We start from the raw sequence: 24813 nt of genomic DNA on the forward strand, positions 1-24813 counted from the left end.
GAAGCGATATGTTGTCTTCTTCGGGTCGTTCCGGATTGGGGGCGAATACTGCCTTGGCAACGGCAGCAACACGGGAATTAAAAAACAGGGCCCGGGCTCATCTCCATGAAATTGGAAGGATGAGAGCGGTCCCTGTCTTATACGACCGAGGTCAGTGCCGGCTTTCCTGCCTGTTCCTCAGGCAGGCCACGAACCCGACCAGGCCCAATGCCATCAGCAGCAGGATTTTGAGCGCGGAAAGCGGCCATCCCCCGGTAAGCGGCAAAGCCGAGTTGGAAGGCCGGAACTCCAACGCGTGCGACACCGAGGCCGACTGGTTCCCGCCCTGGAACCGGCCCTGCGCGTCAGGGCCCTCGGCATCATCCGAAAGCACCTGAGCAGAGAACCGCCCCTGATTGACGCCCTCAGGCGGGGTCGCCTGCCACGAACCCTGATCCCCCACAACGACATCCGTACCGCTATTGCCGGGCCAGGTCACATGCACCATGGTCCCCTTGGTCTCAGGAACCTTCCTGTCCCCGTCCACATACTTATAGGCTTTGCCTGCCACCTGGAAGACGTCGTACCGCTCCAAGGTCAACGCGGTGGGCGTCATGTCGACCTTCCGCTCGATGGATGCCGACCTTGAACGTACGTTCATCGGGTTGATCATCTCAACCTGGAAGGTATAGGTCTGCGTCTGGTCGCTGCCGTCATAGCCGGTGAATTTACCGGCGGGGATATTCAAGGTCCAGTACCAGGTGGAAGCCGCCGTCTTGGTGAGATTCAACGTGAGGCCTGATGCGGGGTCAGTAACGGAAGGCGCAGTATTGACCGCCGCATCCCTCTGGAAGGTGTTGGCCGGAGTAGTCACCAAGCTGGTCCAATCAGAGGCAGCATTCTGCTTCATGGAAATGGCCATCCTGGAACCAGTCATCCCCAACTTCCCCGCCGACCAGGCTGTGTAGACAGGTGATACCTCACCCTTGAACGTGACCACCGAACCTGCGGGCAGACTCCCGTTGATCGTATGAGGCACCGTGACCGAGAACTTGCTGGCATCCGGGACGTTCTCCCCGGAGACGAAATAAGCCGTGCCAATATTCGAGAAGAAGGAAGTCAAACCGAACCCGGACATGGACTCGACCTCCCAGGCATGGTAACGCCTGTACCCGTCGTACTTGTTTCCTGGATCCGGTGATGGGTATTGCTTGTTGGTGTCCTGTATCTGCCAGGACCCTCCCTGCTTGCTCTTGGGATCGACCTGGCATTCAACTTCGCCCAGCCTGAACCCCCAAGTATCCGCGATCTTCACCAAGTCTCCGCCGTTCTGGCTCTGCTCGTCGCTGATGGGATTGGCGGGATCCTCGCCGTAGAGAACAACCTTGTTTGGGTGCGCTGCATCCTTGGAGGGCGTGCACTCACCACTGACCACCGGATCAAGCTTGGAAGTATACACACTGCCCGAAGCATCCAAGCTGCCATCTGCATCATCCTGGATGTTAGTAATCGTCGGATCCTTAGGACGAGGCACATCGTACTTATAGAACGCACTATTGATTGTCCAGCCCGCTGAAATATTCCGTTCTATATCCGAGCTGTTCATGCCGTCACGTATACCGACGAGACCTTTCTGATCAGGGTTGTACACTTCAGGGCTGACGGTACAAGCGCTGCCATCCCTATTCGTGGTGACAGGCCAGGTGACCATCTTGAAATAACCGTCAAGACCCTGCTTCGCCTTGGCCTCCTTGAAATCAATCCCGCCATCAGCCTTCTGGGCAGGCATAGGCTGGCCGTTCCTGTCAGTGGCAAACATCTCATTGGGATTGCTGGGCTGTTTGGGCAAATTGAAAGCCGAATACTTAGCGGTTTGAAATTGCTTACCTGCCGTGGTGGTGACCGTATTGGGGGACGGCTGCTGGCCTGTCACCAGGACCGGCTCAGGAGTCAGCTCGTCAACAGGCACCCACTGGCTGTCCTTGAGTGCCACCCACTGATAATAATAGGAATTGGTCTCAGAACATATGCCATCAGGATTATCTCTAGTGCTGCCACGATCATTCAGCCAATACACGAAGAACGACCGTGCCGGAGCAGTGCCCGGAGCAGTGCCGGCGATTGGCCCAGTAGCATTGCTCTTGTAGTCAGGAAAACCGTAATCGGTTACCATGCCCCAGTTAGCCTGATTGGCTCCATAGAGTAATGGATAGTTATCCCAGCCTACCCAAGAATACGGGCCACTGCATTGAAGATCAGCACCCTTACCCAGACAGTCGCCCATAAATAGTTTGATGTACTTACCATCTGCTGCCAAAGATGCTGTAATATTCGATACCCTATCTGGCACATTAATCATAGTTTCAGGGTTGAAAGTGGTACAGTCATCGATTCCGCTAGACCAACTCCACGAGTTGCTAGGGCGCAGGCAGGACAATGCCCCGTTCTGCTGTCCAACGACCGCGTAGATATTCAGGGGTTCGTCGGCACCACCAGGTTGGTAATATGACGCATCAGCAGAATTTTTCAGCGCCAGATCACCCTCAATGGAAATGGTCAAATAATCATATAAACCAGAATTGATTATCGTGTGCACGGTGAAGTACTCATCCCTGTTCTGCGCCCACTTGTAGGCTCCAGACCAGGGCTGATCCGAGGATGACGCTGAAGCTATGGTGTTCAGATACTTTATTCTGCGATAATATGATGGACTATCTGAGCCCTTGTACTGATAGACAAAGGCCAGATTGCAATTGCCCCGGGTATCGGCACCACCGCTACTATTGGCGCAAGATGGGTCGAACTCGTTGTGTTTCACGCGCAGGATGAAGTCCATGCGCAGCTCATCCTGCCATGCATCCACCTTGTTGTTGTAGCCCATCATCCTATAGAGCATTGGCTTCCTGCTGGCCGTTTCATCCTGTCCATCGATGGCATTGGCCTGACTGGCCGACAAAGCGCTCAGCCCCAACGGAACAACCATGGCCAGCGTCGCCAGAAGGGTTACCAGAACGGCAATGATCGAACGGTTTACGTGCAATGATCCCTTATTGTCCCGTTCTTGCAAACGCTTCAATACAATACCCCCCAAACCACGATGAAATCATGCTCCAGAACAGATCAACCCCGTTTTTGACTCATCCCCAATTAAGCCAACTGAATATAGAGCACAAAAATGCATCTTCATTCCTTGTTTACGCGTTCCAAGAGTACAGAGATGGAAGGCATAATCTGGGATTCAGATAGGGCGTTTTGCGACTGTCCAAGGTCTTGACCCCGGCAAGCCCAGGACCTAGCTGATCAGAAGCAGTATCTTGTCTTTATCGGAGGACACGCTGCAGGCGTGAGTGGCGTAACGGCAGCATCACAGGAATAAAAAAAAAAGAACAGGGCCCGCTCTCATCTCCATGGAATTGGAAGGATGAGGGCGGACCCTGTTCTTATGCTGCCGGGGTCAGTGGCGGCTTTCCTGCCTGTTCCTCAGGCAGGCCACGAAGCCCACCAGGCCTAGGGCTATCAGCAGCAGGATCCTGAGCACGGAAAGCGGCCATCCGCCGGTAAGCGGCAGGGAGGAGGTCGAAGGCCGGAAGTCCAGCTCATGCGACACCGAGGCCGACTGGTTCCCGCCTAGGAACCGGCCCTGCGCGTCAGGGCCCTCGGCATCATCCGAAAGCACCTGAGCAGAGAACTGCCCCTGATTGACGCCCTCAGGCGGGGTCGCCTGCCATGAACCCTGATCCCCCACGGCGACATCAGTGCTGCTATTGGTCTTGCCGGGCCAGGTTATATGGACCAGGGTGCCTTTGGTCTCAGGAACCTTCGTGTTTCCATTGACATACTTATAGGCCCTGCCCGCTACCTGGAAGACGTCATGGCGGTCAATGGTCAGCGTGGTGGGCGTCATGTCGATCTTCCGCTCGATGGACGCTGGGTCTGAATGAATGTTCATCGGGTTGATCATCTCAACATGGAAAGTATAGGTCTGCGTTTCGTCGTCACCGTTATAACCGGTGAACTTGTCAGCAGGGATGTTCAGCGACCAGGACCAGGTGGAAGCCGCCGTCTTGGTCAGGTTCAGCGTGAGGCCCGAGGCGGAATCCGCGACGGAAGGAGCAGTGCCGACCGCCGCATCCCTCTGGAAGGTGTTGGCCGGAGTGGTCAGCAGGGGCGTCCAGTCCGAGGCAGCATTCTGCTTCATCGAAACAGCCATCCTGGAATCCGTCATCCCCAGCCCGCCCGACGACCAGGCCGTATACACGGGCGACACCTCACCCTTGAACGTGACGACCACATTCGACGGCAAACTCCCATTGACGGTATGGGGCACAGTGACCGAGAACTTGCTGGCATCCGGGACGTTTTCTCCCGAAACGAAATAGGCAGTTCCAATATTCGAGAAGAAGGATGTCAGGCCGAACCCAGAGGTTGTTTCGGTCACCCAGGCGTGATAGCGCCTGTACCCGTCGAATTTGTTGCCAGGGTCTGGTGATGGGTATTGCTTATTGGTGTCCTGTATCTGCCAGGAGCCGCCTTGTTTGCTGCCAGTGTCGGCCTTGCACTCAGCCTCGCCCAGCTTGAATCCCCAAGTGTCCGCAGATTTTACCAGATCGTCATTGTTTGCACCCTGACCATCGTTAAAGGGTTTGCTGGGATCCTCACCGTAGAGCGTCACAACATTCGGATGCGCACTGTTTTTGGAAGGAGTGCACTCACCGCTGACCACCGGATCAAGCTTGCTGGTGTAGACACTCCCAGAAGCATCCAGGGCGCCGTCAGCACCATTCTCAATCTTGGTGATCGTCGGATCATCGGGACGAGGCACATCGTACTTATAGAAGGCGGTATTAATGGTCCAACCCGAGTCCAAATTCTGGCTCTTATGCGAAGCATCCATATCATCTGTTATGCCCGCAAGACCTTTGCGCATGGGGTTGTATACTTCGGGATTGACGTTGCAGTTGTTGTCGGTGCCGGTGTCATTCAAGTTCTTGGTCACAGGCCAGGTAACCATTTTGAAGTAGCCGTCAAGATCCTGGTCTTCCTTGGCCTTCTTGAAGTCAATGGAGCCATCAGCATTCTGAGCGGGCATAGGCTGGCCGTTCTTGTCCGTGGCAAACATCTCATTGGAATTATTCGGTTTTTTAGGCAAATTAAAGGCCGAATAAGAGTCAGCCGTGCCTTGGGTCCCATTAGTAGTAGTCAGCGTATTTGGACTCGGCTTCTGACCCTCCACCAAGATCGGCTCAGGAGTCAGATCATCGACAGGCACCCATTGGCTATCTTTGAGACCTACCCATTGATAGTAGTATGACGTGGTCTCGGAGCATATGCCCTTGCCGACATTGCCTCCACGAGGATTTTCCCAATACACGAAGAAGGAGCGGGGCGGCGCCACCCCGGGTCCAACGGCCTTTATTCCATGACTGGAATCGGCAGGAAGACCATAGTCAGTCACCAGGCCCCAATTAGACTGATGGCTAAGATAAAGCTCCGGATTGTTGTCCCAACCTATCCAGGAATAGGGACCGCTGCACCTGAGATCAGGGCTTTTGGAATCAGAACTGGCGTCATAACAATCCCCCATATACAGCTTCATGCTCTTGCCCTGTTTGGCCAAATCATCCATGATGTTGGCTGACCTATCTTGCAGATTGCTCATCGTATTAGGGTCAAAGTGGTCACAATCATTGGTCCCATAAGCCCAGGAGCCGCCGTTGCAAGACAGCGCATCCTTCTGTTGCCCTACGATCGCATAGACAGTCAGGGGCTCTACGTGGCCGCCGGCTTGGAAATATGGAGCAACCTCAGCCTTCGGCAGATAATTTTTTATATCACCAGCATTATTCAAGAGATCCATATCGCCTTCAATGGAAACTACCAGGAAATCATACAAACCTGAGTTGATCACCTTATGAACAGTGAAAAACTCATCCTGGTTTTTTGCCCATTGCTCAGCACCGCTAGAGGTGTCGTCCGATGCAATAGTGTTGAGATACTTTACTCGGCGATAATGTGCTGGATTACGTGTTCCGTTATACTGATATATAAAGGATAAGTTGCAAGAGCCATTGGTATCAGCGCTGCCTGTTTTCACACAATCCGGTTTGAACTCACCGTGTGCCACGCGCAGGATGAAGTCCATGCGCAGCTCATCCTGATACGAATCGTTCTTGTCGTTGTAAGCCAACATCGTGTAGAGCAGGGGTCTCCTGTTGGCTGTTTCGTCCTGTCCATCGATGGCGTTGGCCTGATTGGCCGAAAGCGCGCTCAGTCCCAGCGGAACAACCATGGCCAGCGTCGCAAGAAGAGTTACCAGAACGGCAATGATCGAACGGCTTACGTGCAGTGATCCCTTATTGTTCCGTTCTTGCAATCGCTTCAATACGAAACCCCCAAATCCCGATAGAATCGTGCGCTATGCCTAATCGACTTTGCTTTTGGTTATCCCCAATACCGCCGACTCTATCACAGAGATAAAATAATCTCTTCTTGGCGATTGCTTTACATGCTTCAGGCGCACTGGCACCTCATGGCATGATTATCGATATTTCGTGACCGTTCACCGCACTGGATCTATAAAGTGAATATATAAAGATTTATCAGTCTCTGCTATGGCCGTCGCCCAGCACCCAGTTGACGAGAATCGGCATGATAGCCGCCAGGGCCTTGCCCCTGTGCGAAATGGCGTTCTTTTCATCCGCGGTCATTTCCGCCGAAGTCAGAGGCTGCTGGCCGCTGGCGCGCCGAGGCTGATCAAGGGGCACGAAGATCGGGTCGTAGCCGAACCCATTGTCCCCTCGTGCCTGACGGATGATGCTTCCGGGCATCTCGCCGATCCTAGTCACCTGATGCCCCCGGACGGCATACCCCGGCACATCCGGAACGACCAAGGCGGCAGCACAGACAAACCGCCCTCCCCTGTGATTATCGGGAATGTCGTTCAGCTGGTTCAGCAAGAGCTCCAAGTTGGCCTGGTCGTCGCCGTGGCGGCCGCTCCACCTTGCCGAAAGGATCCCCGGGGCAGAGCCCATCACATCAACGACCAGCCCCGAGTCGTCCGCCAGCGCGGGCAGACCGGACTCACGGGCGGCCTGCCCAGCCTTGAGAAGAGCGTTCTCCTGAAAAGTGGTGCCGGTCTCTACCGGATCGGGCAGGCCCAACTGGCCGGCCGAAACCAGCTCGATCCTCTGACCCTCAACGGACAGGAAACCGTCGAGGATGCGACGAAGCTCACGCAGTTTGCCCTCGTTGTGCGTGGCCACAACCACTTTTCTGGCCTGCCCCATATCGATCCTCCTCGCTGAAATGCCTGCCCCTGGGCGTCAGTCAGATGCCAGAGCCTTGCGCTGAGCGGCCTGAAGCTCCTTGTTCCCCTTGGATGCCAGGTCCAGCAAGAGGCCGAGCTCCTGACGGCTGAAGGGGCGATGCTCCGCCGTCCCCTGTATCTCGATGAAATCGCCGGCTCCGGTCATCGACACGTTCATATCGGTCATGGCCCTGCTGTCCTCCAGATAAGGAAGGTCGAGCATGGGCTTGCCATCGATGATGCCCACCGAGACGGCCGAGACGCAATCCTTGGTCACCTTGTCGGCACTGCGGATGTGATGGTGGTCCTGGGCCCATCGGAGGGCATCGACCATGGCCACATAGGCGCCGGTGACCGAGGCTGTACGGGTGCCGCCATCGGCCTGAAGCACATCGCAGTCCAGCTGGATCTGATTCTCGCCCAGGGCCTTCATGTCCACCACACCGCGCAGGCAACGGCCTATCAGCCGGCTGATCTCCTGGGTGCGGCCACCGACCTTTCCCCGGACCGACTCGCGTGCAGTACGGTCGCTGGTGGCCCTAGGGAGCATGGCGTACTCGGCCGTGACCCAGCCCAGCCCGGAGTCCTTGCGCCAACGGGGCAGCGTCGGCGTGAAGGAAGCCGTGCACATGACTCGGGTCTTGCCGCACTCGATCAGCACCGATCCCTCGGGGGCCTCCGTCCAATGCCTGGTGATGACGACCGGCCGCAACTCATCAGCCGCCCTGCCGTCAGGCCTCAGCACGGCACCCTCCTGGAGCATGTCCTTGATAGCAACCATCAGTGATGATCCTTTCCCGTTCCGCCCAGGCTCCCCTGGTCTGGTCTCTATTATTCCGTCAGCCGTCTACCGATCAATGGTCAGCGGTGTCTTGGCCGGCAGGATGCGATCAATCAGGAAGACGACCAGCGACAGAGCAAAGAAGACGACCAGATACTCAGCCAGGTTGACCGTCAATTGGGCCCAGCCCAAGTGCTCGAGGTCCAAGAAGGCATAGGGGTAGGGATTGCCGCCCGGCTGCGGTCCCGAATGAGGCCAGATGGCGGCTCTGATCAGCACGAAGGCTACGTAGAAGGGGAAATAGATCAGCCAGGTCAGCACGTTGTGCCAGTGGAAACGACGATGAGGGTCGAACAAGAGGAAGTCCACCGATGCCAGGATGGGGCTGATGACGTGAATCATCCATGTGGTCCGGATGCCCAGGACCAGCTGGTAGTCCGTGCTGTTCAGCCCCAGAACCAGGATGGCCACCAGCCCGGTGATGACGATGTAGAGCGTCAGACATCCTTTGAGCCAGGCGGGAGGCTGGATGCCCTTGAGCAGGGTGGCCGCTCCGGCCCAGAGCATGACCAGGCCCAGGGCGATATTGGTCTGGAAGGTAAAATAGACCCACTTGTTGCCGATTCCCAGCAGCCAGGCCTCGTAGGTGCCGCCCAGGCAGAAAAAGGCGATCAGCAATCGGTAGATGCCCACGACGAATCTCATGCGGATCAGCATAGCCCGACCTTGGGAGGGCAGGGCGAGCCAGTAGGTCGGCAGAGGATTAGACTGGGGGCCAACCAAGGGCTTTTCCACCCACAAAGGGGAAGATATGAACGCTGAAAACAATAGCAAGGACACCGGAACCTCTACGGCTCTGATGACCGACATGTATGAATACACCATGCTGGATGCCGCCTTGCAGGACGGTACGGCCGGACGACGATCCGTCTTCGAGGTATACACCCGGCACCTGCCGGCGGGGCGCCGCTACGGAGTGGTGGCAGGCACTGGGCGGATTCTGGATGCGCTGGCGGATTTCCACCTCAGCGAGGACGAGCTTCGCTTCCTGTCCGACCGTCACATCGTCAGCCAGACCACCATCGACTGGCTGGAACACTTCCGCTTCACCGGAACCATCCGCGGCTACCGGGAGGGCGAGATATTCTTCCCCGACTCCCCCATTCTGCAGGTCGAAGGCGGCTTCGGCGAATGCACCCTGCTGGAGACCCTGGTCCTGTCCATACTCAACTACGACTCGGCCGTAGCCTCGGCCGCCTCCCGCATGGTCACCGCGGCCAAGGGCCGGCCCTGCATGGACATGGGCGCGCGCCGGGCCAATGAATATGCAGCCGTGGCAGCAGCCAGAGCGGCCATAGTCGGCGGATTCCAGGGGACCTCAAACCTGCTGGCGGCCAAGCGATACGGCTTTAAGGCCATCGGAACCGCAGCCCATTCATTCACCCTCCTTCATGACAATGAACGCGAGGCCTTCCAGGGGCAGATCCAGGCCCTGGGCAAGGGAACCACCCTGCTGACCGACACCTACTCCATCGAGGAGGCCGTCAGGACAGCCGTCGATGTGGCCGGACCAGAGCTGGGCGGGGTCCGCATCGACTCTGGAGACCTTGGCTCGCTGGCCCAGCAGGTCCGCGCCCAACTGGACTCCCTGGGAGCCACCAAGGCCACCATCACCGTCACCAACGATCTGGACGAGTACGCCATCGCCTCCCTGCAGGATGCCCCAGTGGACTCCTACGGGGTAGGCACCATGCTGGTCACCGGTTCGGGAGCCCCCACCTGCGCCATGGTCTACAAGCTGACCGAGCGCGAGAACTCCGACGGGGTCATGCAGGCCGTCGCCAAGAAGTCGGTGGGCAAGGCCTCGGTGCCAGGACGCAAGCTGGCCTACCGCTCCTATCACAACGGGGTGGCCGATGCCGAGCACGTCATCTCGGGCGCTGAGGATGCGCTGGCAGCCTTTACTCCTGAGCAGGACTGGCGGGATCTGCTGGTCACCTACGTGGACCATGGCCAAAGCAGGCCGGAGTTCCAAGGCGAGCAGGCAGTCCTGGATGCCCGGGAGCACCGGGCCAAGGCCCTCGAGGAGATGCCCATCAACGCCCTCAGCCTGATGAAGGGCGAACCGGTCCTTCCCACCCTAGTGAGGAGCATCTGATGAACGCACAATCCGAAACCTACCAGCCTGACCCGAACCGATATGATTGCACGACCTACCGGCACTGCGGCGACAGCGGTCTGAAACTGCCGCCCATCTGCCTGGGCTGCTGGCACAACTTCGGCGACACCACGCCCTTGGACCGTATGCAGGAGCTATGCACGACGGCCTTCGACCACGGCATCACCCATTTCGACCTGGCCGACAACTACGGGCCTGGACCAGGCGCCGCCGAGCGCAACACGGGAATCATCCTGCGCCGGTGCTTCAGCCGCCACCGCCAGGAGCTGGTCATCTCAACCAAGGCCGGTTATGGAATGTGGCCTGGCCCTTATGGGGACTTTGGCTCACGCAAGCATCTGCTGTCCGGACTGGACCAGAGCCTGAAACGTCTGGGGCTTGATTATGTGGACATCTTCTACCACCACCGCCCCGACCCGAACACTCCCCTGGAAGAGACCATGGGCGCCCTGGCCCAGGCGGTCACCAGCGGCAAGGCCCTCTACCTGGGACTGTCCAACTATGACGGGCCGACCATGGCACGGGCTGCGGCCATCCTGACTGAGATGCACGTCCCCTTCATCATCAACCAGAACCGCTACTCCATCTTCGACAGAACCATCGAGGACAACGGACTCAAAGAGGCGGTGCTGAAAGAGAAGAAGGGACTGATCACTTTCAGCCCGCTGGCCCAGGGGCTGCTGACCGATCGCTACCTGCATGGGATTCCCGAGGACAGCCGGATTCGTGCCGACGGCCGCTTCCTCAAGGAGTCTGCGTTGACCCCCCAGCGGCTGAAGCAGATTCAGGATTTGAACGATCTGGCCCACCAACGCGGCCAGAGTCTGGCAGAAATGGCCCTGGCCTGGTTGCTCAGGGACCCCGCTGTCACCTCGGTGCTCATCGGCGCCTCCAAGCCCGAGCAGATCCTGGACAATCTCAAGGCCGTCCAGTCGGCCGACTTCAGCCAGGAAGAGCTGGAGATGATCGACCGGATCGCCTTGGGCAAGCGGTCCTGAAGCAGCCTGGACCGTTCAGTAGCGCTCAGTGGCTGCCGCCCGTCATCTGTTCGTAGATGCGCTTGCAGTCCGGGCAGACCGGGTACTGGGAGGGATCGTGCTTGGGCACCCAGACCTTGCCGCAGAGGGCCACGACAGGCCGGCCGGTCAGCTTGGACTCGGCGATGCGCTCACGGGAGACGTAGTGGGCGAACCGGTCAGCGTCGCCCTGGTCGCTCAGCCGGGTCTTCTCGGCGGTCTCGGTGTCCGGACGATCCAGCACGGCCGTGCCAGTGCCCTGGTCGGGGTTCTGCTCCCGCTCCGGATACTCCATGCGAATGCTCTTGCTTGCAGTCATGACATCCATGGTACGGCGGCGAGCTGCACGTTCGCTCCCTATGACGCGCTACGCTGAGAATCATGACTATCGCTGTATGCCCTGGCTCATACGATCCGGTCACCTCCGGCCACATGGATGTGATCGAACGCTGCGCCTGCTTCTTCGAGACGGTCCACGTGGTTGTGGCCGTCAACGCTGCCAAGACCCCCATGTTCAGCGAACAGGAGCGGGTGGCCATGATCCGCCGGGCCCTGGACGAGGACGGATACCCGAACATCACCGTAGCCTCTACCGATGGCCTGATCACCGACTACTGCCGTAAAGTGGGCGCCTCGGTCATCGTCAAGGGACTCAGGCAGAACGGGGACTATGAGGCCGAGCTGGGCATGGCCCTGGTCAATCGCAAGCTGTCCGGAGTGGAAACGCTCTTCCTGCCAGCCGATCCGGTGAGGGAACACATCTCCAGCACCATCGTCAAGGACGTAGCCAGACATGGAGGGGACATCACCGGCATGGTCCCTGACAGTGTCGTGGATGCACTGATAGACACATTGCACAGGGACACACCGCACACGGAAAAGAGCCAATGATGAACGAGCAGACCCAGGAAAGGGACGATGACGAGCCTATCGACGACTCGACCAGAGCGAGCGCGCCCAAGCCAGCAGTCGACATGAAGGACCTGCCCGACCTGCAGGAGGACCGCAACGAAAGCGGGAACCCCCGATCGGAATTCACCACCGTCTATGACATCATCGATCGGATCCAGGCCATGCTGGATGAGGCCAAGGCCCCCATTTTCAGTCCGGGACTGGTCAAGGTTGACCGAGACGAGCTGACCGACGACCTCAACGAGCTCAAGAAAATGCTGCCAGTGCAGCTGGAGCGAGCCTCGGCGCTCATGAGGGAGGCGGAGCGTCGGCTGAATACGGCGCAGACCCAGGCCAACGCCACCATGTCCGACGCCCAGAGCCGGGCTGCAGACATCGTCAAGGAGGCCGGCGAGCAGGCCCGCTTCCTGGCCGGCCAGGAGAATGTGGTGGCCATAGCCCGACAGAAGGCCCAGACCATCATCGACACGGCCCAGGCCCAGGCAGACCGTCTGGTCCAGGGGGCCGATGGGTATGCCGCCCAGGTCATGGGCGAGCTTGACACACAGCTGGGCAAGATGAGCCAGGATGTGCGTGCCGGCCTGGAGGTTCTCCACCAGCGTGAGCAGGAGGCAGCGCGTAGCATGAACGCGTCAGTCTCGGACCAGGGAGAGGAGACGCAGGGATGAGCAGACCGGAAGATTCACCCTGGGCGGTTTCAGTGGCCCAGGTGTCGACGCGGGCAGGGCAGAGCACGCGAGTGGATCGCGATTTTCCAGCCCCGGAGGGCATCGGGGACCAGGTGGTGGGCATCCCGGCAGGAACACCCGTGCATGTGGAGGGCAACATCGACTCCCTGGTGGACGGCCTCTTGTTGCAGGCCCATATCAGCGTACCGCTGAAGACCGAATGCACCCGCTGCCTGAGGCCTGTCGATACCAGCATCCAGGACGATCCGGTGGTCTTCTTCCCCTACAAGGATCCCGAACCGGAGCCGACCCATGGCAAGGAGGAGATTCTGGCCGAGCAGGAGGAGGCCAGCGGCCAGACCTATCCTCTGGCCAGAGGGGGCGCCTTCATGGATTTGGAAGCCCTGCTGCGTGACACCCTGGTGGAGGCCCTGCCCCTGCAACCTCTGTGCCGACCCGACTGCCGGGGCCTGTGCCCCCAGTGCGGCATGGATCTGAACGATCATCCCGATCACCACCACGAGATAATGGACGACCGCTGGGCGGCCCTGGAGGGACTCAAGCAGCGTCTGGAGCAGGAGGAGAACCCCGGCAACGACGGCCAGACTGGCGAATGACCGGAGGTTGCGGTAGACTGCTCTACGCTTAAGCTCGAAGTATTCGATCGAAACAGAGGACAATATGGCACTGCCAAAGTACAAGACCTCGCGCGCCAACACCCATTCCCGGCGCGCCAACTGGAAGACCCAGGCCGCCGCTACGGTGACCTGCCCCAACTGCGGGGCTCCTGCGCTGCCGCACATGGCATGCCCCAGCTGCGGCATGTACCGCGGGCGCGTCTACCGCGACGCCATTCGCTCGCAGTTCAGCAAGTGAGCCAATCGGCGATCGACACGCAATGAGAAAACCCCGGCCATCGACGGGTGGCAGGGGTTTTTCCATATCATCAGACGGCAAGGCCGAGAAAGCGAGAAGGGCTATGCAGACAGGGCACTCCAGGAAGGATCAGGAAGACCACATGCGGCAGGAGGAACAGGAGCAAGTGGATTCCGGCAACCAGGCGGCTGAGGAGCTCTTCCAGGCCTTGGGCGGCAGGATCAGCCCGGAGCTGCTGGTGCACGCCTTGACCCATCGCTCCTTCGCCCATGAGCACCCGGGCATGCCCAACAACGAACGGTTGGAGTTCCTGGGCGACGCGGTTCTGGAACTGGTGGCCACCGAGACCCTGTACAAGGTTCATCCAGACATGACCGAGGGCCAGTTGGCCAAGATGCGGGCCAAAGCGGTCTCCGAGGAGGCCCTGTCGGCCATCGCCCGGGAGAAACTGCACCTGGGGCGGTATATTCTTCTGGGCCGCGGAGAGAGCGAAAACGGCGGGGCTGACAAGGACTCCATACTCTGCGACACCGTCGAATCGCTGATCGGGTCGGTCTTCGTGGAGCACGGCATCGAGGGGGCCAGGACCACCGTCCATACCATTCTTGACGACACCCTGGCCGAAGTGGCCACTGAGGGACCGGCACTGGATTGGAAGACCTCGATCACCGTCAAGGCCCACAAGCTGGGCCTGGGCGAGCCCCGGTACGCCATGACGGTCTCCGGGCCGGAATACGCCCAAGTCTTCACCGCCGAACTGCGCCTGGAGGACGGCGGGACCGTGATCGGCAAGGGCCAGGCCAGCAGCAAGCGGAAGGCCCAGCTGGCTGCTGCCGCCCAGGGGTGGAAGCAGCTGGACGACCAGGACCTGCTTGCGACCCTGCGCGCCGAGCAATCCTCCTGAGATTTCAGACGGAGTTCCGGCATGCGGTACTGTGCCAACGCCCCGACCAGACCCCTGTTTAGACTATGGGCATAACCCGGAGGCACGCCGTCACGAACGGCACAGGTGCCTCCTCCTGATCGGGAATCGTCCGCCCACCCCGCCGACGCTCCGACAGGTTCGTATTTCGACATGCACGGCCGCAGGTCGGCGCGCAGTCTGGAGGTCGAGAGGAAACATGAGTCTGCCGACACCTCTGCAAGCATTCAGCTCGGTACCCAAGAACTGGGACCATGACGACAAGGATGTCCCCGCCCAGGGCGAGCCCATGACGGGAGCCCAGGCGCTGATTCGGTCCCTGGAGGATCTGGGGGTCACCCAGGTCTTCGGCGTTCCAGGAGGCGCTATTCTGCCCGCCTACGACGCCATTGACGAGCAAGTGCGCTTCAACTTCACACTGACTCGCCACGAGCAGGCAGCCGGCCACGCAGCCGAGGGCTACGCCGTCTCCACGGGCAAGGTGGGGGTCTGCCTGGTGACCTCCGGACCCGGGGCCACCAACATGGTCACCCCCATAGCCGATGCCATGATGGACTCGGTTCCCCTGGTAGTGGTGACCGGCCAGGTGGGTGTGGACTCCATCGGCACCGACGCCTTCCAGGAGGCCGATATCGTGGGCATCACCTACCCGGTGGCCAAACACTCCTATCTGGTGACCAAGGCCCAGGACATCCCCCGGGTCATGACCGAGGCCTACCACATCGCCCGCTCGGGAAGGCCCGGCCCGGTGGTAGTGGACCTGAGCAAGACGGCCCAGAACGGCAAAATGCTTTACTCCTGGCCCCAGGAGATGATTCTGCCCGGCTACAACCCGGTGACGCGGGCCCACGGGCACGTCCTGGACGATGCCGCCCGGCTCCTGGTCCAGTCGCACAGACCGGTCCTCTATGTGGGCGGCGGCGCAGTCCGGTCCGACGCGCGTCGGCAGGTCCAGGAACTCGTGCGAGCTACCGGTGCCCCCATGGTCACCACCCTGCCGGCGCGAGGCATCGTGCCTGATTCCGACCCAGCTGTTCTGGGTATGCCCGGCATGCACGGCACGGTGGCCGCCAACGGGACCATCCAGCACTCCGACCTGCTGGTGGCCGTGGGCACTCGCTTCGACGACAGGGTGACCGGCAGCTTGGAGGACTTCGCCCCGGTGGCCCGGGTCATCCACATCGACATCGACCCGGCCGAAATCGGCAAGAACCGGCAGGCTGATGTACCCATCGTCGGGGACGTGGGCCAGGTGCTGGACGATCTGATTCCGGCGCTCAAGGCAGCCCAACGCACCTGGGGCAAGCCCGATCTCAAGCCCTGGTGGCGGCTGATCGACGGCTGGCGGCACGACTACCCCACCACCTTTGAGCCCAGCCCGGACGGCACCCTGGCACCCCAGTGGGTGGTCCAGACCCTGAGCAACAAGGCCGATCCGGATACCATCTGGGTATCCGGAGTGGGCCAGCACCAGATGTGGGCCAGCCAGTTCATCGACTTTGAACGCACACGCTCCTGGGTCTCCTCCTGCGGACTGGGGACCATGGGCTACGGCCTGCCCGCCGCGATAGGAACAGCCATCGGCACCAGGGAAGAGGAGGATCCGCGGCCCGTCTGGCTGATCGACGGGGACGGCTCCTTCCAGATGACCTCCGAGGAGCTGGCCACGGCCGGGCAGGCAGGACTGCCCATCCGCATCGCCATACTCAACAACTCGGTCTACGGCATGGTCCGTCAGTGGCAGACCCTCTTCTACGGCAGCCACTACTCCCAGACCAACCTGGAGGACGGCGGCGCCAAGCCCACAGACGGCAACGGCATCCCCGACTTCGTCAAACTGGCCGAGGCCTATGGCTGCCTGGGACTGCGGGCCTTTACCCAAGAAGAGGCCCTGGAGGCCATCGATAAGGCCAACGCAGTGACCGACCGACCGGTCCTGATCGACTTCCGCGTCTGGAAGGATGCCATGGTATGGCCCATGGTCCCGGCAGGCGCCTCCAACGACACCATCATCTACAAGCCGGGCGTGCAGCCCCTGGCCGGCATCCGTCCTGAGCAGGAGCAGCCCGAGCCGCATGAGCAGACCGGAGCCGACCGGGCAGCCATGGCCAGCGACGCCGCCGGTCGCATGAACAAGTAGGAAAGGGGCACCACATGGCCAATTATCCAGCATCCAAGCCCGGTTCCGAACGGCACACCCTTTCCGTTCTGGTCGAGAACCGCCCCGGCGTCCTGGCCAGGGTGGCCGGCCTGTTCGCCCGGCGCGCCTTCAACATCAACTCCCTGTCCGTCTCGTCCACTGAGCGAGACGACATCTCCCGGATCACGGTCACAGCAGATGTGGAGGCCGTCCCCCTGGAACAGATCATCAAGCAGCTCAACAAGCTCCTGCACGTGCTCAAGATCGTCGAACTCAAGGGCGACGAGGCCGTGGAACGCGAACTGGTCATGATCAAGGTCAAAGCCAACGAACGCAACCGCTCCGATGTGCTGGAGATCGTCAAACTCTTCCGTGTGCGCGTAGTCGACGTCCACCCCGAGTCCCTGACCATCGAAGCCACCGGGGCCGAAGGCAAGTTGGAAGCCCTGCTGCGGTTGCTGCGGCCCTTCGGCATCATCGAGCTGGTCAGGTCGGGCGCCGTGGCCGTGACTCGGGGACCCCGGGCCCTGAGCGAGAAGGTGCTGGGCTCCCAGATCACCGACCGCTGACTCATCCCATTATCCTGGAAGGCGGTGCCCATGACTGACGATGTGACGGCGGAAATGAGCCGGACCGGCCGAATCGAATGGGAGCGGATAGTATCCGGTCAGGTCTATCAGGACACCCATCCCGACATCGATCGCCAGAGGGAACGGGCCGAGAACCTCTTCCTTGAATATAACAGGACCGGCCCCGGACAGAAGCAGGAACGCCGACGGATTCTGGAAGACCTGCTGGGCCAGGTGGGACAGGATGTCGTCATCAATCCGGACTTCAGATGCGAAGTCGGTTGCAACATACGGATCGGCAGTCAGACGCTAATCAATTACGGCGCCGTTATGCTGGATAACGCTCCGATCATCATAGGCAGGAACGTGTGGATAGGCCCCGGCGCAGGGCTCTTCTGCACCAACCATGCCCTGGACTATGAGGAACGGAAGGCTGGCGCCTGCCAGGCCCGACCCATCGAAATCTGCCAGGGTGCCTGGCTGGGCGGTCACGTGGTCGTCCTGGGAGGAGTGCGGATTGGCCGTGGGGCCGTCATCGGAGCGGGGTCTGTCGTCACCCATGACATACCGGATCAGGTAGTTGCGGTCGGCAACCCCTGCACTGTCCTGCGACCTATCACCGATGCGGACAGAACCGGCTATCTAGACAGAATTCGTCAGCGGGACCAGGAAAACAGCCAGGACCAATAACCCCTGAAAGCCCAGAGCTCATTCCATCCAAGGCTGGCGGTAGATTGGGGAATCATGCCCATCTATGATCTCGGTCTGGAACACGTCGCTCTATCCTTTGCCACCAAAACCATCTTTACGGATGTGACGCAGGGCATCTTCGAGGGCGATCGGATCGGCATCGTGGGCCGAAACGGCGACGGCAAGTCCACCCTGCTGCACCTGCTGAAAGGCACCCAGGAACCCGAACAGGGCCGGGTGACCATGCGCAATGGACTCACCTTTGGCATGCTGGACCAACGTGATCCCCTGAAGGACGAGGACACGGTCCGCAAGGCGGCCCTGGAGAATCGACAAGACTACGAATGGGCTGCCGACCCCAGATCCCGCGAAATCGTGGAGTCCCTCCTAGGTGGCATGGAGCTGGAGGCCAAGGTGGGCACCCTGTCAGGCGGTCAGCGCCGCAGGGTGGACCTGGCCCGGCTGCTGCTTCAGGATTGGGACATCCTGGCCCTGGATGAGCCGACCAATCATCTGGATCTGCTCACCATCCACTGGCTGGCCGAGCATCTGAAGAACCGCTGGGCCAAGAATTCCGGAGCCCTCCTGCTGGTCACCCACGACCGCTGGTTCCTGGACGAAGTCTGCACCTCCATGTGGGAGGTGCATGACGGAACCATCGACCCCTTCGAGGGCGGCTACAGCGCCTACATGCTCCAGCGGGTGGAGCGCGAGCGCCAGGCGGATCTGGCCGAGACCAAGCGCCGCAACCTGGCCCGCAAGGAACTGGCCTGGCTGACCCGAGGAGCCCGGGCCCGGTCGACCAAGCAGAAGTTCCATGTCAAGGCCGCGCAGGAGCTGATCGCCGACGTGCCGCCCATGCGCAACAGCCTGGAACTCAAGCGGATGGCCACCTCACGCCTGGGCAAGCAGGTGGTGGACCTGGTCGACGTGACCAAGATCTATCCAGGGGCCGACTCCGATGCCGATGGAAACAAGAACGACCGGGTCCCCTCCCCTTATGCCGAGCGCCCACTGATGGGCTCGGTGACCGTGGCCGCCGATCCCGGCAAGGACCGTCCGGGCACTGCGGCAGCCGACACCCTCACCATCAGCGGACACAAGGTCCTGGACGACGTGACCTGGCTGATCGGCCCCGGCGACCGATTCGGCATCGTAGGCGCCAACGGAGCGGGCAAGTCCACCCTGCTGGGTCTGATTGACGGCAGCGTGGCTCCCACGGCAGGACACGTCAAGGTGGGCAAGACGGTCCGCTTCGCGGTGCTGACCCAGCGTCTGGATGAACTGGAGAAGCTGGGCCGCTATCGGATCAAAGAGGTCCTTAGCCGCTACAAGCCCACCTATCTGGTGGAGGGCAAGGAGGTGTCCCCGAGCCAACTGATGGAGCGCCTGGGCTTTGAAAGCTCCCAGCTGATGACCAGAATAGGCGACCTGTCCGGCGGACAGAAGCGCCGCATGCAGCTCCTGCTCATCCTGCTGGACGAGCCCAACGTGCTGGTCATGGACGAGCCAGGCAACGACCTGGACACCGACATGCTGGCCGTCATGGAAGACATGCTGGATTCGTGGCCGGGCACTCTGATCGTGGTCTCCCACGACCGCTACCTGCTGGAGCGGGTGACCGACCAGCAGTTCGCCCTGATCAACGGCAAGGTGGTTCACCTGCCCGGCGGCGTCCAAGACTACCTGGACATGGTCGAATCGGCCGACCGGGAAGCTGCGGATGCACCGGGCCAGGCATCAGCCAAGGAGACCGGGAATCATAATCAGGCCAAGGCCGAACGTGTTGCCAAGCGAAATCTTAACAAGCAGGCCTCCGCCATCGAACGCAAGCTGGCCAAGCTGGCTGATCAACGCAAGGAACTTGAGCGACAGATGGCTGAGCACGACCCAGGCGACTACCAGGGTCTCAACGAGCTCAACAGCAAGCTCAAGGATCTGACCGGGCAGTCGGACCAGCTAGAGGAGGAGTGGCTGACCATCGGGGAGGAGCTGGAGTAGCCTCAGGCGGCAGCTAGCTGGGCGGCCTGAGTCGAGCACCTGGCCGCAAAGGCAGAGAAGATAGCATCGGCCAGAGGCTGCATCTGCGGCATCCCTTTGATAAATTCTTCGCGCATTTTAGCGATCTTGGACTTCTTCATCGTGCCAACCATGCTCGGCACCTGCATCCACTCCTCGAAAATGGGCGCCGTCACCTCCAGGTGGAACTGCAGACCCAAGGCCGATCCAAGCCGAAAAGCCTGAACCTTGGTTGCCTGGGAGCGGGCCAGAAGCTTGGCCCCCGGCGGGAGGGTGACCTGGTCGGCGTGCCAGTGCAGCACATCCGTGTTCTTGCTCCACATGGCCACGTCGTCGTCCTGCCCCACCCAGCGGATGGGGCCCATGCCGTATTCGGGATCCTGATCCCGCATCAGGGTGCCTCCCAGGGCCCGCGCCAAAATCTGATGACCCAGGCAAATCCCCAGAATGGGCTTGTTGGCAGCCATCGCCGCCTTGGCCAGCTTGGTCTCCGCCTTGAGTCCGGGGTGATGCGCGTAGTCGTCAGCCGACATGGGCCCGCCCATGATGACCAGTCCCGCCAACTCCCGCGAGCGCGGCAGCTTGGGCTTCTTCTCATCCACGATATTGGTGATCTCGGTGTCCAGCCCGCACTCCTGGAGGTTGTCGAGAATGCGACCCGGCTTCTCCCAATCCACATGCTGGACCACCAGCACCCTAGGTTTCGCCATGATTCCATTCTTGCACACATGCCATCGGACCGGGTCTGCAGGCTCGGCATTTCCCCCTGGGCAGTCAGCAAGCCTTGGTAGGCTCAAGGATATGGATACGAGTTCGCAACCGCATGATTCCAAGGCTTCAGTCAGCCTGGCCGCAGCTGGTCTGCGTCTGTATGACACAGCTGGTCACCAGGTGACCCCCTTCCGGCCTATCGAACCGGGCAAGGTTGGCATCTACGTGTGCGGGGCCACGGTGCAGAGCTCGCCCCACATCGGCCACATCAGGACCACCTTGGCCTTCGACGTGATCAGGCGCTGGCTGCTCAGGCTGGGCTACCAGGTGACCCTGATCCGCAACGTGACTGATATCGACGACAAGATCCTGACCAAGGCGGCGGCCAACGGCCAGCGCTGGTGGGAGCGGGCCTACATCTACGAGCGCGAATTCACCCATGCCTATGAGACCATGGGAGCCCTGCCACCCACCTACGAGCCCCGAGCCACCGGGCACATCCCCGAGATGATCGACCTGATCCAGCGCATCATCGACCGCGGCCACGCCTATGTGGTGCCCGACGAACAGGGCCGCCCATCAGGCAACGTCTACTTCGACGTGGCTTCCTGGCCTGAGTATGGTGCCCTGACCCACCAGCAGACCGGCACCCAGCCCGCTGACGAACAGGCCGCCGCCAACGACCGGCTGGGACCCAGCATCGACACTGATGACCAGGCTGCCGATACCGATGAGGAGCCCGGCAAGCGAGACCCCCGCGACTTCGCACTTTGGAAGGCACCCAAGCCTACAGACCCGCCCACAGCTCGCTGGCAAACCCCCTTCGGCACAGGTCGGCCGGGCTGGCACCTGGAATGCTCGGCCATGAGCCACCGCTATCTGGGCGCGGAGTTCGACATCCACGGAGGCGGCCTGGACCTGCGCTTCCCCCACCACGAGAACGAGATGGCCCAGTCGCACGCAGCCGGCTGGGGGTTCGCCCATCGGTGGATGCACACGGCCTGGGTGACCCAGAAGGGCGAGAAGATGAGCAAGTCCCTGGGCAACGGGCTGTCCGTGGACCAGGTGCTTTCGCAGCATCCGGCCTGGGTGGTGCGCTACGCCCTGGTCTCGGTGCAGTACCGGTCCATGCTGGAATGGTCCGACCAGTCCCTGCAGGAGGCCGAGGGCGCCTATGAGCGCATCCGCAACTTCGTGGACCGGGCCGGGCGGATCCTGGGCGCACAACCCGAGCGTGACCGTGTGGCGGGACTGAGTGCGGACGATCTGCCGGAGGACTTTGTGCAGGCCATGAATGACGACATCAACGTCTCAGGCGGCCTGGCCGCCCTCTATGCACTGATCCGTCAAGCCAACGCGGCTATGGATGCGGATCCGAATGCTCTGGATCGGAAGTGGCTGGCTAATGCCCTGCTCCAGGTCAGAGCCATGCTGGATGTCTTCGGCCTTGATCCTCTTGATCCCCACTGGGCCGGGGCTGCAGCCGACCATGACGATCAAGCCATGAACACCCTGGATGCCTTGGTAGGCCAGCAGTTGAAGGAACGCGATCAAGCACGAAAGGATCATGACTTCGCCCGGGCCGATGCCATCAGGGATCAGCTGACGGCGGCCGGCGTGACCGTGGCGGACACACCCGCTGGCAGCACCTGGGATCTGAACCGCTGACCTCATGTCCGATATACGCGATGTCGCCAGAAGGGCCGGAGTCTCGGTCAGCACAGTCTCTTATGCCTTCTCTGGCAAGCGTCCCGTCTCTCCGGAAACCTACCAGCGGATCATGTAGACTGTCGCTGAGCTTGACTTGGCTCTGGCTTCAGGAGGCAAGATCAGCTTCAGCCCACTCTTGAGCTGCAGGACATCTTCAAGACGTACCTTTCTCCTTCCCCCTGTGTTCTATAGTTTTAAATCTGCTGACCTAAACCTTGGCCAGGGGTCCCCTGGCCGATTCGGAACAACCTGGAGCAGCAGTCAGCGATCAGTCGCGCTTGCATCAGATGCCAGAATCGAAAAGCCGCCTCAACAATCGGGCTTAATCAGAATTTTTCAACGAGGCCGACGATCCCGTTCCCCTGTCTCCAGCACCTTTTGCGGGAAAGGTTGGTGGGGCTCCTGCTGGTACCAATACGCCACGCTGGCCAAGTCGTCCTGACGCTCGAAGTATCCCTGCTCATCCACACCTATTTGTTGCAAGGTCACCTTGATGTCACTGGCAAAAATGATGGGGTCGGGTATGTGCCAACGATAGAATCCCCTAGTCACCGGGGTGTCGGCATCCCAGTACTGGGATTCGCGGTTGTCCAACTGCCTGGAGTGGAAGGGGAAGCCCATGTAAGCCCCGCTGTAGGTGGCCTCGTGCATCCGGCCATCCGGATCCTGCCCGGCAAAGCTCCAGGCACCGCCGAAGTAGTCCTCGCTACCTGTGGAGCACCAGGTGGGATAGTCCTTGTCCCCGTCCAGGTAGACCTTGACCTCACCCTCGCCCCACCAACGGCTCTCCAGAGCGGTTAGAGCCAGGTAGGTGCCCACGTAAGAGCCCCGACCATGCACCCCGTCCAAGATGACGTAATCCTGGCCCAGTTCGGTGACCCGCTGACGGCGCCACTGGGCATGGAAGGTCATAACATCCTCGGGCAGCTCGTCCTTTTCCACATAGTCGATCTGGTAGAAGAAAGCCTCAATGGGCTCGTTGTGCCGGTTGCGCAGGACGACCCGCGCCCCGTTATGGAAGGGCATGGGCCAGAAGCAGTTGAACCCGCGGCGCGGGTAGACGGCCACAGGAACGGATTCTACCCGACAGGCCTGTGCATGGCCACAGCAGAAGAAGTCGCCAAGGGGCACGCTGACGGACGGTGTCTGTTCACCATCCCAGTAGCATTCCAGGATCAGATTGCGCAATACGTTGGGTCCTGTAGGCGAAGTGGCATCGGTCACAGTCATCCAGATATGACGGATCTCTCCCGCGCCGGACAAGTCGGCGAGGACGACATCCTGTCCCGAGTCAATATTTTTGAGACAGGGAGTCCCTTTCCTGGAGGGACCCAATTGACTGGCCGTCATAGCCGCCCTGCCCTTGCCCCCCTGAGGGTTCTCAGCATTGACGCAGCGAGTTCGGTCCGTGGTTGTGCGAGTCAGTGCCTCTAGGCCGTTTGCGTTGTTCGGCATGGTCATACCCATGATTATGGTTGCCTTTCGTGTTCGGGCCCTCTGCTCTTCTCCCCTGCTTTTCTAGCGGACGGCCATGTTCAGTGTACTTGCAGCTTGTTAGTTACTTGACAGCGCTCTCCGCTATTCCTTGTGAACGCTTTTGCGAAAATACGATAAAGAAGGCGCTGACAGTCTGCCAAGGCACCCGCAACGATGGCCAATTCCAAACCAATCTGGGAGGGAAGAACCCATAAAACGCAGGAAACGGCTGGGCGCCGTAGCAACACAGAAAGTCAAGGAGGTCGATCCAGCAGCACTGCACGCCACACACTGTACCCAAAAGAGCGATTCGCAGCATTAGCTGGAGGAAACCGAGCCAAAGTAATTGTCCAGCTCTTTGTCGACAGATAGGCCAAAACGAAAGTCGTTCCAGACTCGTTCGACGAGGCGAAGGGAACGGTTCGTAGTTCAAAAATTATGGAAAAAGAAATGAGGACATGGGACCTAGGCCATGAGTAGTTCCGACCGAGATTGCTCGGTTCGACTGTGTTCAAGATGCCAGTAATCGTGCCGCATTCGGCTTGGCATTGCAGGCTGAGGATGAAGACAACGACTCCAGGCAGGTCCTGAAGTCCGCAACCGAGAACCCGACACCTTCCAGAAGCAACATAGCCGATCTCCTTCCGGAACAATCCGGTCAAGCTAAAAGCCATTTCGGGCCTTTGTTTGGCTTTCATGCCGGCTCCCTGCTCCCTCGCATTCATCGACTACGATTCAAGATGTCAACAAGTTTTCGAGGAAAATGCATCACGAGATAGCAATCCTCAGAACGCGCAACAACAATATCGAATCGTTTCGACTTAGTATAACGTCTTAACCGAGTCTATGTCAATAAACA

General features: G+C 60.1%; 21 protein-coding genes. 13 read left to right on the forward strand and 8 right to left on the reverse strand.

Translation table 11 applies throughout. The features are described 5' to 3' along the window. Window positions 1-151: 151 nt before the first annotated feature. From ACUIAH_RS04710 to ACUIAH_RS04730, 5 genes are all read right to left on the reverse strand, one after another. Window positions 152-3019, reverse strand: coding sequence for a hypothetical protein (locus ACUIAH_RS04710; RefSeq protein WP_445340504.1), 2868 nt, complete (start codon window positions 3017-3019; stop codon window positions 152-154). Between the two features lie 414 nt (window positions 3020-3433). After that, the gene (locus tag ACUIAH_RS04715) at window positions 3434-6121 is read right to left on the reverse strand and encodes a hypothetical protein (RefSeq protein WP_445340505.1); all 2688 of its coding nucleotides are present in this window, start codon (window positions 6119-6121) and stop codon (window positions 3434-3436) included. A gap of 457 nt (window positions 6122-6578) precedes the next feature. Continuing rightward, window positions 6579-7265, reverse strand: coding sequence for an RdgB/HAM1 family non-canonical purine NTP pyrophosphatase (rdgB, locus tag ACUIAH_RS04720; protein ID WP_445340506.1), 687 nt, complete (start codon window positions 7263-7265; stop codon window positions 6579-6581). A 36-nt stretch (window positions 7266-7301) separates the two neighbouring features. Further along, window positions 7302-8066: a ribonuclease PH gene (rph, locus tag ACUIAH_RS04725; protein WP_045935052.1), complete on the reverse strand. Its 765-nt coding sequence runs from the start codon at window positions 8064-8066 to the stop codon at window positions 7302-7304. A 66-nt stretch (window positions 8067-8132) separates the two neighbouring features. Continuing rightward, window positions 8133-8771, reverse strand: a complete 639-nt coding sequence (locus ACUIAH_RS04730) for a Pr6Pr family membrane protein (RefSeq protein WP_445340507.1) — start codon at window positions 8769-8771, stop codon at window positions 8133-8135. Between the two features lie 106 nt (window positions 8772-8877). On the opposite strand from ACUIAH_RS04730, the gene ACUIAH_RS04735 reads away from it, so the two are divergent. Together ACUIAH_RS04735 and ACUIAH_RS04740 are read left to right on the forward strand one after the other, a co-directional pair. Further along, window positions 8878-10224, forward strand: a complete 1347-nt coding sequence (locus ACUIAH_RS04735) for a nicotinate phosphoribosyltransferase (RefSeq protein ID WP_101431950.1) — start codon at window positions 8878-8880, stop codon at window positions 10222-10224. Further along, the gene (locus ACUIAH_RS04740) at window positions 10224-11243 is read left to right on the forward strand and encodes an aldo/keto reductase (protein ID WP_445340508.1); all 1020 of its coding nucleotides are present in this window, start codon (window positions 10224-10226) and stop codon (window positions 11241-11243) included. The genes ACUIAH_RS04735 and ACUIAH_RS04740 overlap by 1 nt, the downstream gene beginning before the upstream one ends. 25 nt (window positions 11244-11268) lie before the next feature. On the opposite strand, the gene ACUIAH_RS04745 is transcribed toward ACUIAH_RS04740, so the two are convergent. Continuing rightward, on the reverse strand, window positions 11269-11580 hold the full coding sequence (locus tag ACUIAH_RS04745) for a DUF3039 domain-containing protein (protein WP_445340509.1): 312 nt from the start codon (window positions 11578-11580) through the stop codon (window positions 11269-11271). Between the two features lie 62 nt (window positions 11581-11642). Between ACUIAH_RS04745 and coaD the strand changes: the two genes are divergently transcribed. The 9 genes from coaD (at window position 11643) to ACUIAH_RS04790 (ending at window position 20039) form a co-directional block, all read left to right on the forward strand. Further along, a complete protein-coding gene (coaD, locus tag ACUIAH_RS04750) occupies window positions 11643-12152 on the forward strand; it encodes a pantetheine-phosphate adenylyltransferase (RefSeq protein WP_045923959.1) in 510 nt (169 codons plus the stop codon). Further along, entirely contained in the window at window positions 12149-12841 is a 693-nt protein-coding gene (locus ACUIAH_RS04755; RefSeq protein ID WP_045923958.1) for a cell division protein, read from the forward strand. The genes coaD and ACUIAH_RS04755 overlap by 4 nt, the downstream gene beginning before the upstream one ends. Next, window positions 12838-13458 (forward strand): YceD family protein, encoded by a 621-nt coding sequence (locus tag ACUIAH_RS04760; RefSeq protein WP_306221742.1) that lies wholly within the window; start codon window positions 12838-12840, stop codon window positions 13456-13458. The genes ACUIAH_RS04755 and ACUIAH_RS04760 overlap by 4 nt, the downstream gene beginning before the upstream one ends. Before the next feature lie 64 nt (window positions 13459-13522). Further along, window positions 13523-13717: a 50S ribosomal protein L32 gene (gene rpmF / locus ACUIAH_RS04765; protein WP_015021378.1), complete on the forward strand. Its 195-nt coding sequence runs from the start codon at window positions 13523-13525 to the stop codon at window positions 13715-13717. Between the two features lie 142 nt (window positions 13718-13859). Further along, window positions 13860-14621 carry a ribonuclease III gene (gene rnc / locus ACUIAH_RS04770; RefSeq protein WP_198199199.1) on the forward strand — a complete coding sequence of 254 codons (762 nt, stop codon included), beginning with the start codon at window positions 13860-13862 and terminating at the stop codon, window positions 14619-14621. Between the two features lie 217 nt (window positions 14622-14838). Further along, entirely contained in the window at window positions 14839-16779 is a 1941-nt protein-coding gene (locus tag ACUIAH_RS04775) for an acetolactate synthase large subunit (protein WP_445340510.1), read from the forward strand. A gap of 14 nt (window positions 16780-16793) precedes the next feature. After that, window positions 16794-17348 (forward strand): acetolactate synthase small subunit, encoded by a 555-nt coding sequence (gene ilvN / locus ACUIAH_RS04780; RefSeq protein ID WP_029677724.1) that lies wholly within the window; start codon window positions 16794-16796, stop codon window positions 17346-17348. Between the two features lie 30 nt (window positions 17349-17378). After that, window positions 17379-18038, forward strand: coding sequence for a sugar O-acetyltransferase (locus tag ACUIAH_RS04785; RefSeq protein WP_445340511.1), 660 nt, complete (start codon window positions 17379-17381; stop codon window positions 18036-18038). Window positions 18039-18092: 54 nt separating this feature from the next. After that, on the forward strand, window positions 18093-20039 hold the full coding sequence (locus ACUIAH_RS04790; RefSeq protein WP_445340512.1) for an ABC-F family ATP-binding cassette domain-containing protein: 1947 nt from the start codon (window positions 18093-18095) through the stop codon (window positions 20037-20039). A gap of 2 nt (window positions 20040-20041) precedes the next feature. Here ACUIAH_RS04790 and ACUIAH_RS04795 read toward each other — a convergent pair whose 3' ends face one another. Next, the gene (locus ACUIAH_RS04795; RefSeq protein ID WP_306221737.1) at window positions 20042-20767 is read right to left on the reverse strand and encodes a type 1 glutamine amidotransferase; all 726 of its coding nucleotides are present in this window, start codon (window positions 20765-20767) and stop codon (window positions 20042-20044) included. Between the two features lie 91 nt (window positions 20768-20858). Here ACUIAH_RS04795 and cysS point away from each other — a divergent pair, with 91 nt between their 5' ends. Then, window positions 20859-22436 (forward strand): cysteine--tRNA ligase, encoded by a 1578-nt coding sequence (gene cysS / locus ACUIAH_RS04800; RefSeq protein WP_445340513.1) that lies wholly within the window; start codon window positions 20859-20861, stop codon window positions 22434-22436. Window positions 22437-22440: 4 nt separating this feature from the next. Further along, complete coding sequence (locus tag ACUIAH_RS04805) at window positions 22441-22554, forward strand: LacI family DNA-binding transcriptional regulator (RefSeq protein WP_445340514.1); 114 nt, start codon at window positions 22441-22443, stop codon at window positions 22552-22554. A 260-nt stretch (window positions 22555-22814) separates the two neighbouring features. Here ACUIAH_RS04805 and ACUIAH_RS04810 read toward each other — a convergent pair whose 3' ends face one another. After that, window positions 22815-23945: a glycoside hydrolase family 172 protein gene (locus ACUIAH_RS04810; protein WP_445340515.1), complete on the reverse strand. Its 1131-nt coding sequence runs from the start codon at window positions 23943-23945 to the stop codon at window positions 22815-22817. Window positions 23946-24813: the final 868 nt, after the last annotated feature.

It is taken from the genome of Bifidobacterium sp. ESL0820, from assembly GCF_052606235.1.

Coding starts and splice junctions, on each gene's coding strand:
- ACUIAH_RS04715 (WP_445340505.1), bottom strand. CDS start 6,121: ATGGACTTCATCCTGCGCGTGGCACACGGTGAGTTCAAACCGGATTGT.
- rdgB (WP_445340506.1), bottom strand. CDS start 7,265: ATGGGGCAGGCCAGAAAAGTGGTTGTGGCCACGCACAACGAGGGCAAA.
- rph (WP_045935052.1), bottom strand. CDS start 8,066: ATGGTTGCTATCAAGGACATGCTCCAGGAGGGTGCCGTGCTGAGGCCT.
- ACUIAH_RS04730 (WP_445340507.1), bottom strand. CDS start 8,771: ATGAGATTCGTCGTGGGCATCTACCGATTGCTGATCGCCTTTTTCTGC.
- ACUIAH_RS04735 (WP_101431950.1), top strand. CDS start 8,878: ATGAACGCTGAAAACAATAGCAAGGACACCGGAACCTCTACGGCTCTG.
- ACUIAH_RS04740 (WP_445340508.1), top strand. CDS start 10,224: ATGAACGCACAATCCGAAACCTACCAGCCTGACCCGAACCGATATGAT.
- ACUIAH_RS04745 (WP_445340509.1), bottom strand. CDS start 11,580: ATGACTGCAAGCAAGAGCATTCGCATGGAGTATCCGGAGCGGGAGCAG.
- coaD (WP_045923959.1), top strand. CDS start 11,643: ATGACTATCGCTGTATGCCCTGGCTCATACGATCCGGTCACCTCCGGC.
- ACUIAH_RS04755 (WP_045923958.1), top strand. CDS start 12,149: ATGATGAACGAGCAGACCCAGGAAAGGGACGATGACGAGCCTATCGAC.
- ACUIAH_RS04760 (WP_306221742.1), top strand. CDS start 12,838: ATGAGCAGACCGGAAGATTCACCCTGGGCGGTTTCAGTGGCCCAGGTG.
- rpmF (WP_015021378.1), top strand. CDS start 13,523: ATGGCACTGCCAAAGTACAAGACCTCGCGCGCCAACACCCATTCCCGG.
- rnc (WP_198199199.1), top strand. CDS start 13,860: ATGCGGCAGGAGGAACAGGAGCAAGTGGATTCCGGCAACCAGGCGGCT.
- ACUIAH_RS04775 (WP_445340510.1), top strand. CDS start 14,839: ATGAGTCTGCCGACACCTCTGCAAGCATTCAGCTCGGTACCCAAGAAC.
- ilvN (WP_029677724.1), top strand. CDS start 16,794: ATGGCCAATTATCCAGCATCCAAGCCCGGTTCCGAACGGCACACCCTT.
- ACUIAH_RS04785 (WP_445340511.1), top strand. CDS start 17,379: ATGACTGACGATGTGACGGCGGAAATGAGCCGGACCGGCCGAATCGAA.
- ACUIAH_RS04790 (WP_445340512.1), top strand. CDS start 18,093: ATGCCCATCTATGATCTCGGTCTGGAACACGTCGCTCTATCCTTTGCC.
- ACUIAH_RS04795 (WP_306221737.1), bottom strand. CDS start 20,767: ATGGCGAAACCTAGGGTGCTGGTGGTCCAGCATGTGGATTGGGAGAAG.
- cysS (WP_445340513.1), top strand. CDS start 20,859: ATGGATACGAGTTCGCAACCGCATGATTCCAAGGCTTCAGTCAGCCTG.
- ACUIAH_RS04805 (WP_445340514.1), top strand. CDS start 22,441: ATGTCCGATATACGCGATGTCGCCAGAAGGGCCGGAGTCTCGGTCAGC.
- ACUIAH_RS04810 (WP_445340515.1), bottom strand. CDS start 23,945: ATGGGTATGACCATGCCGAACAACGCAAACGGCCTAGAGGCACTGACT.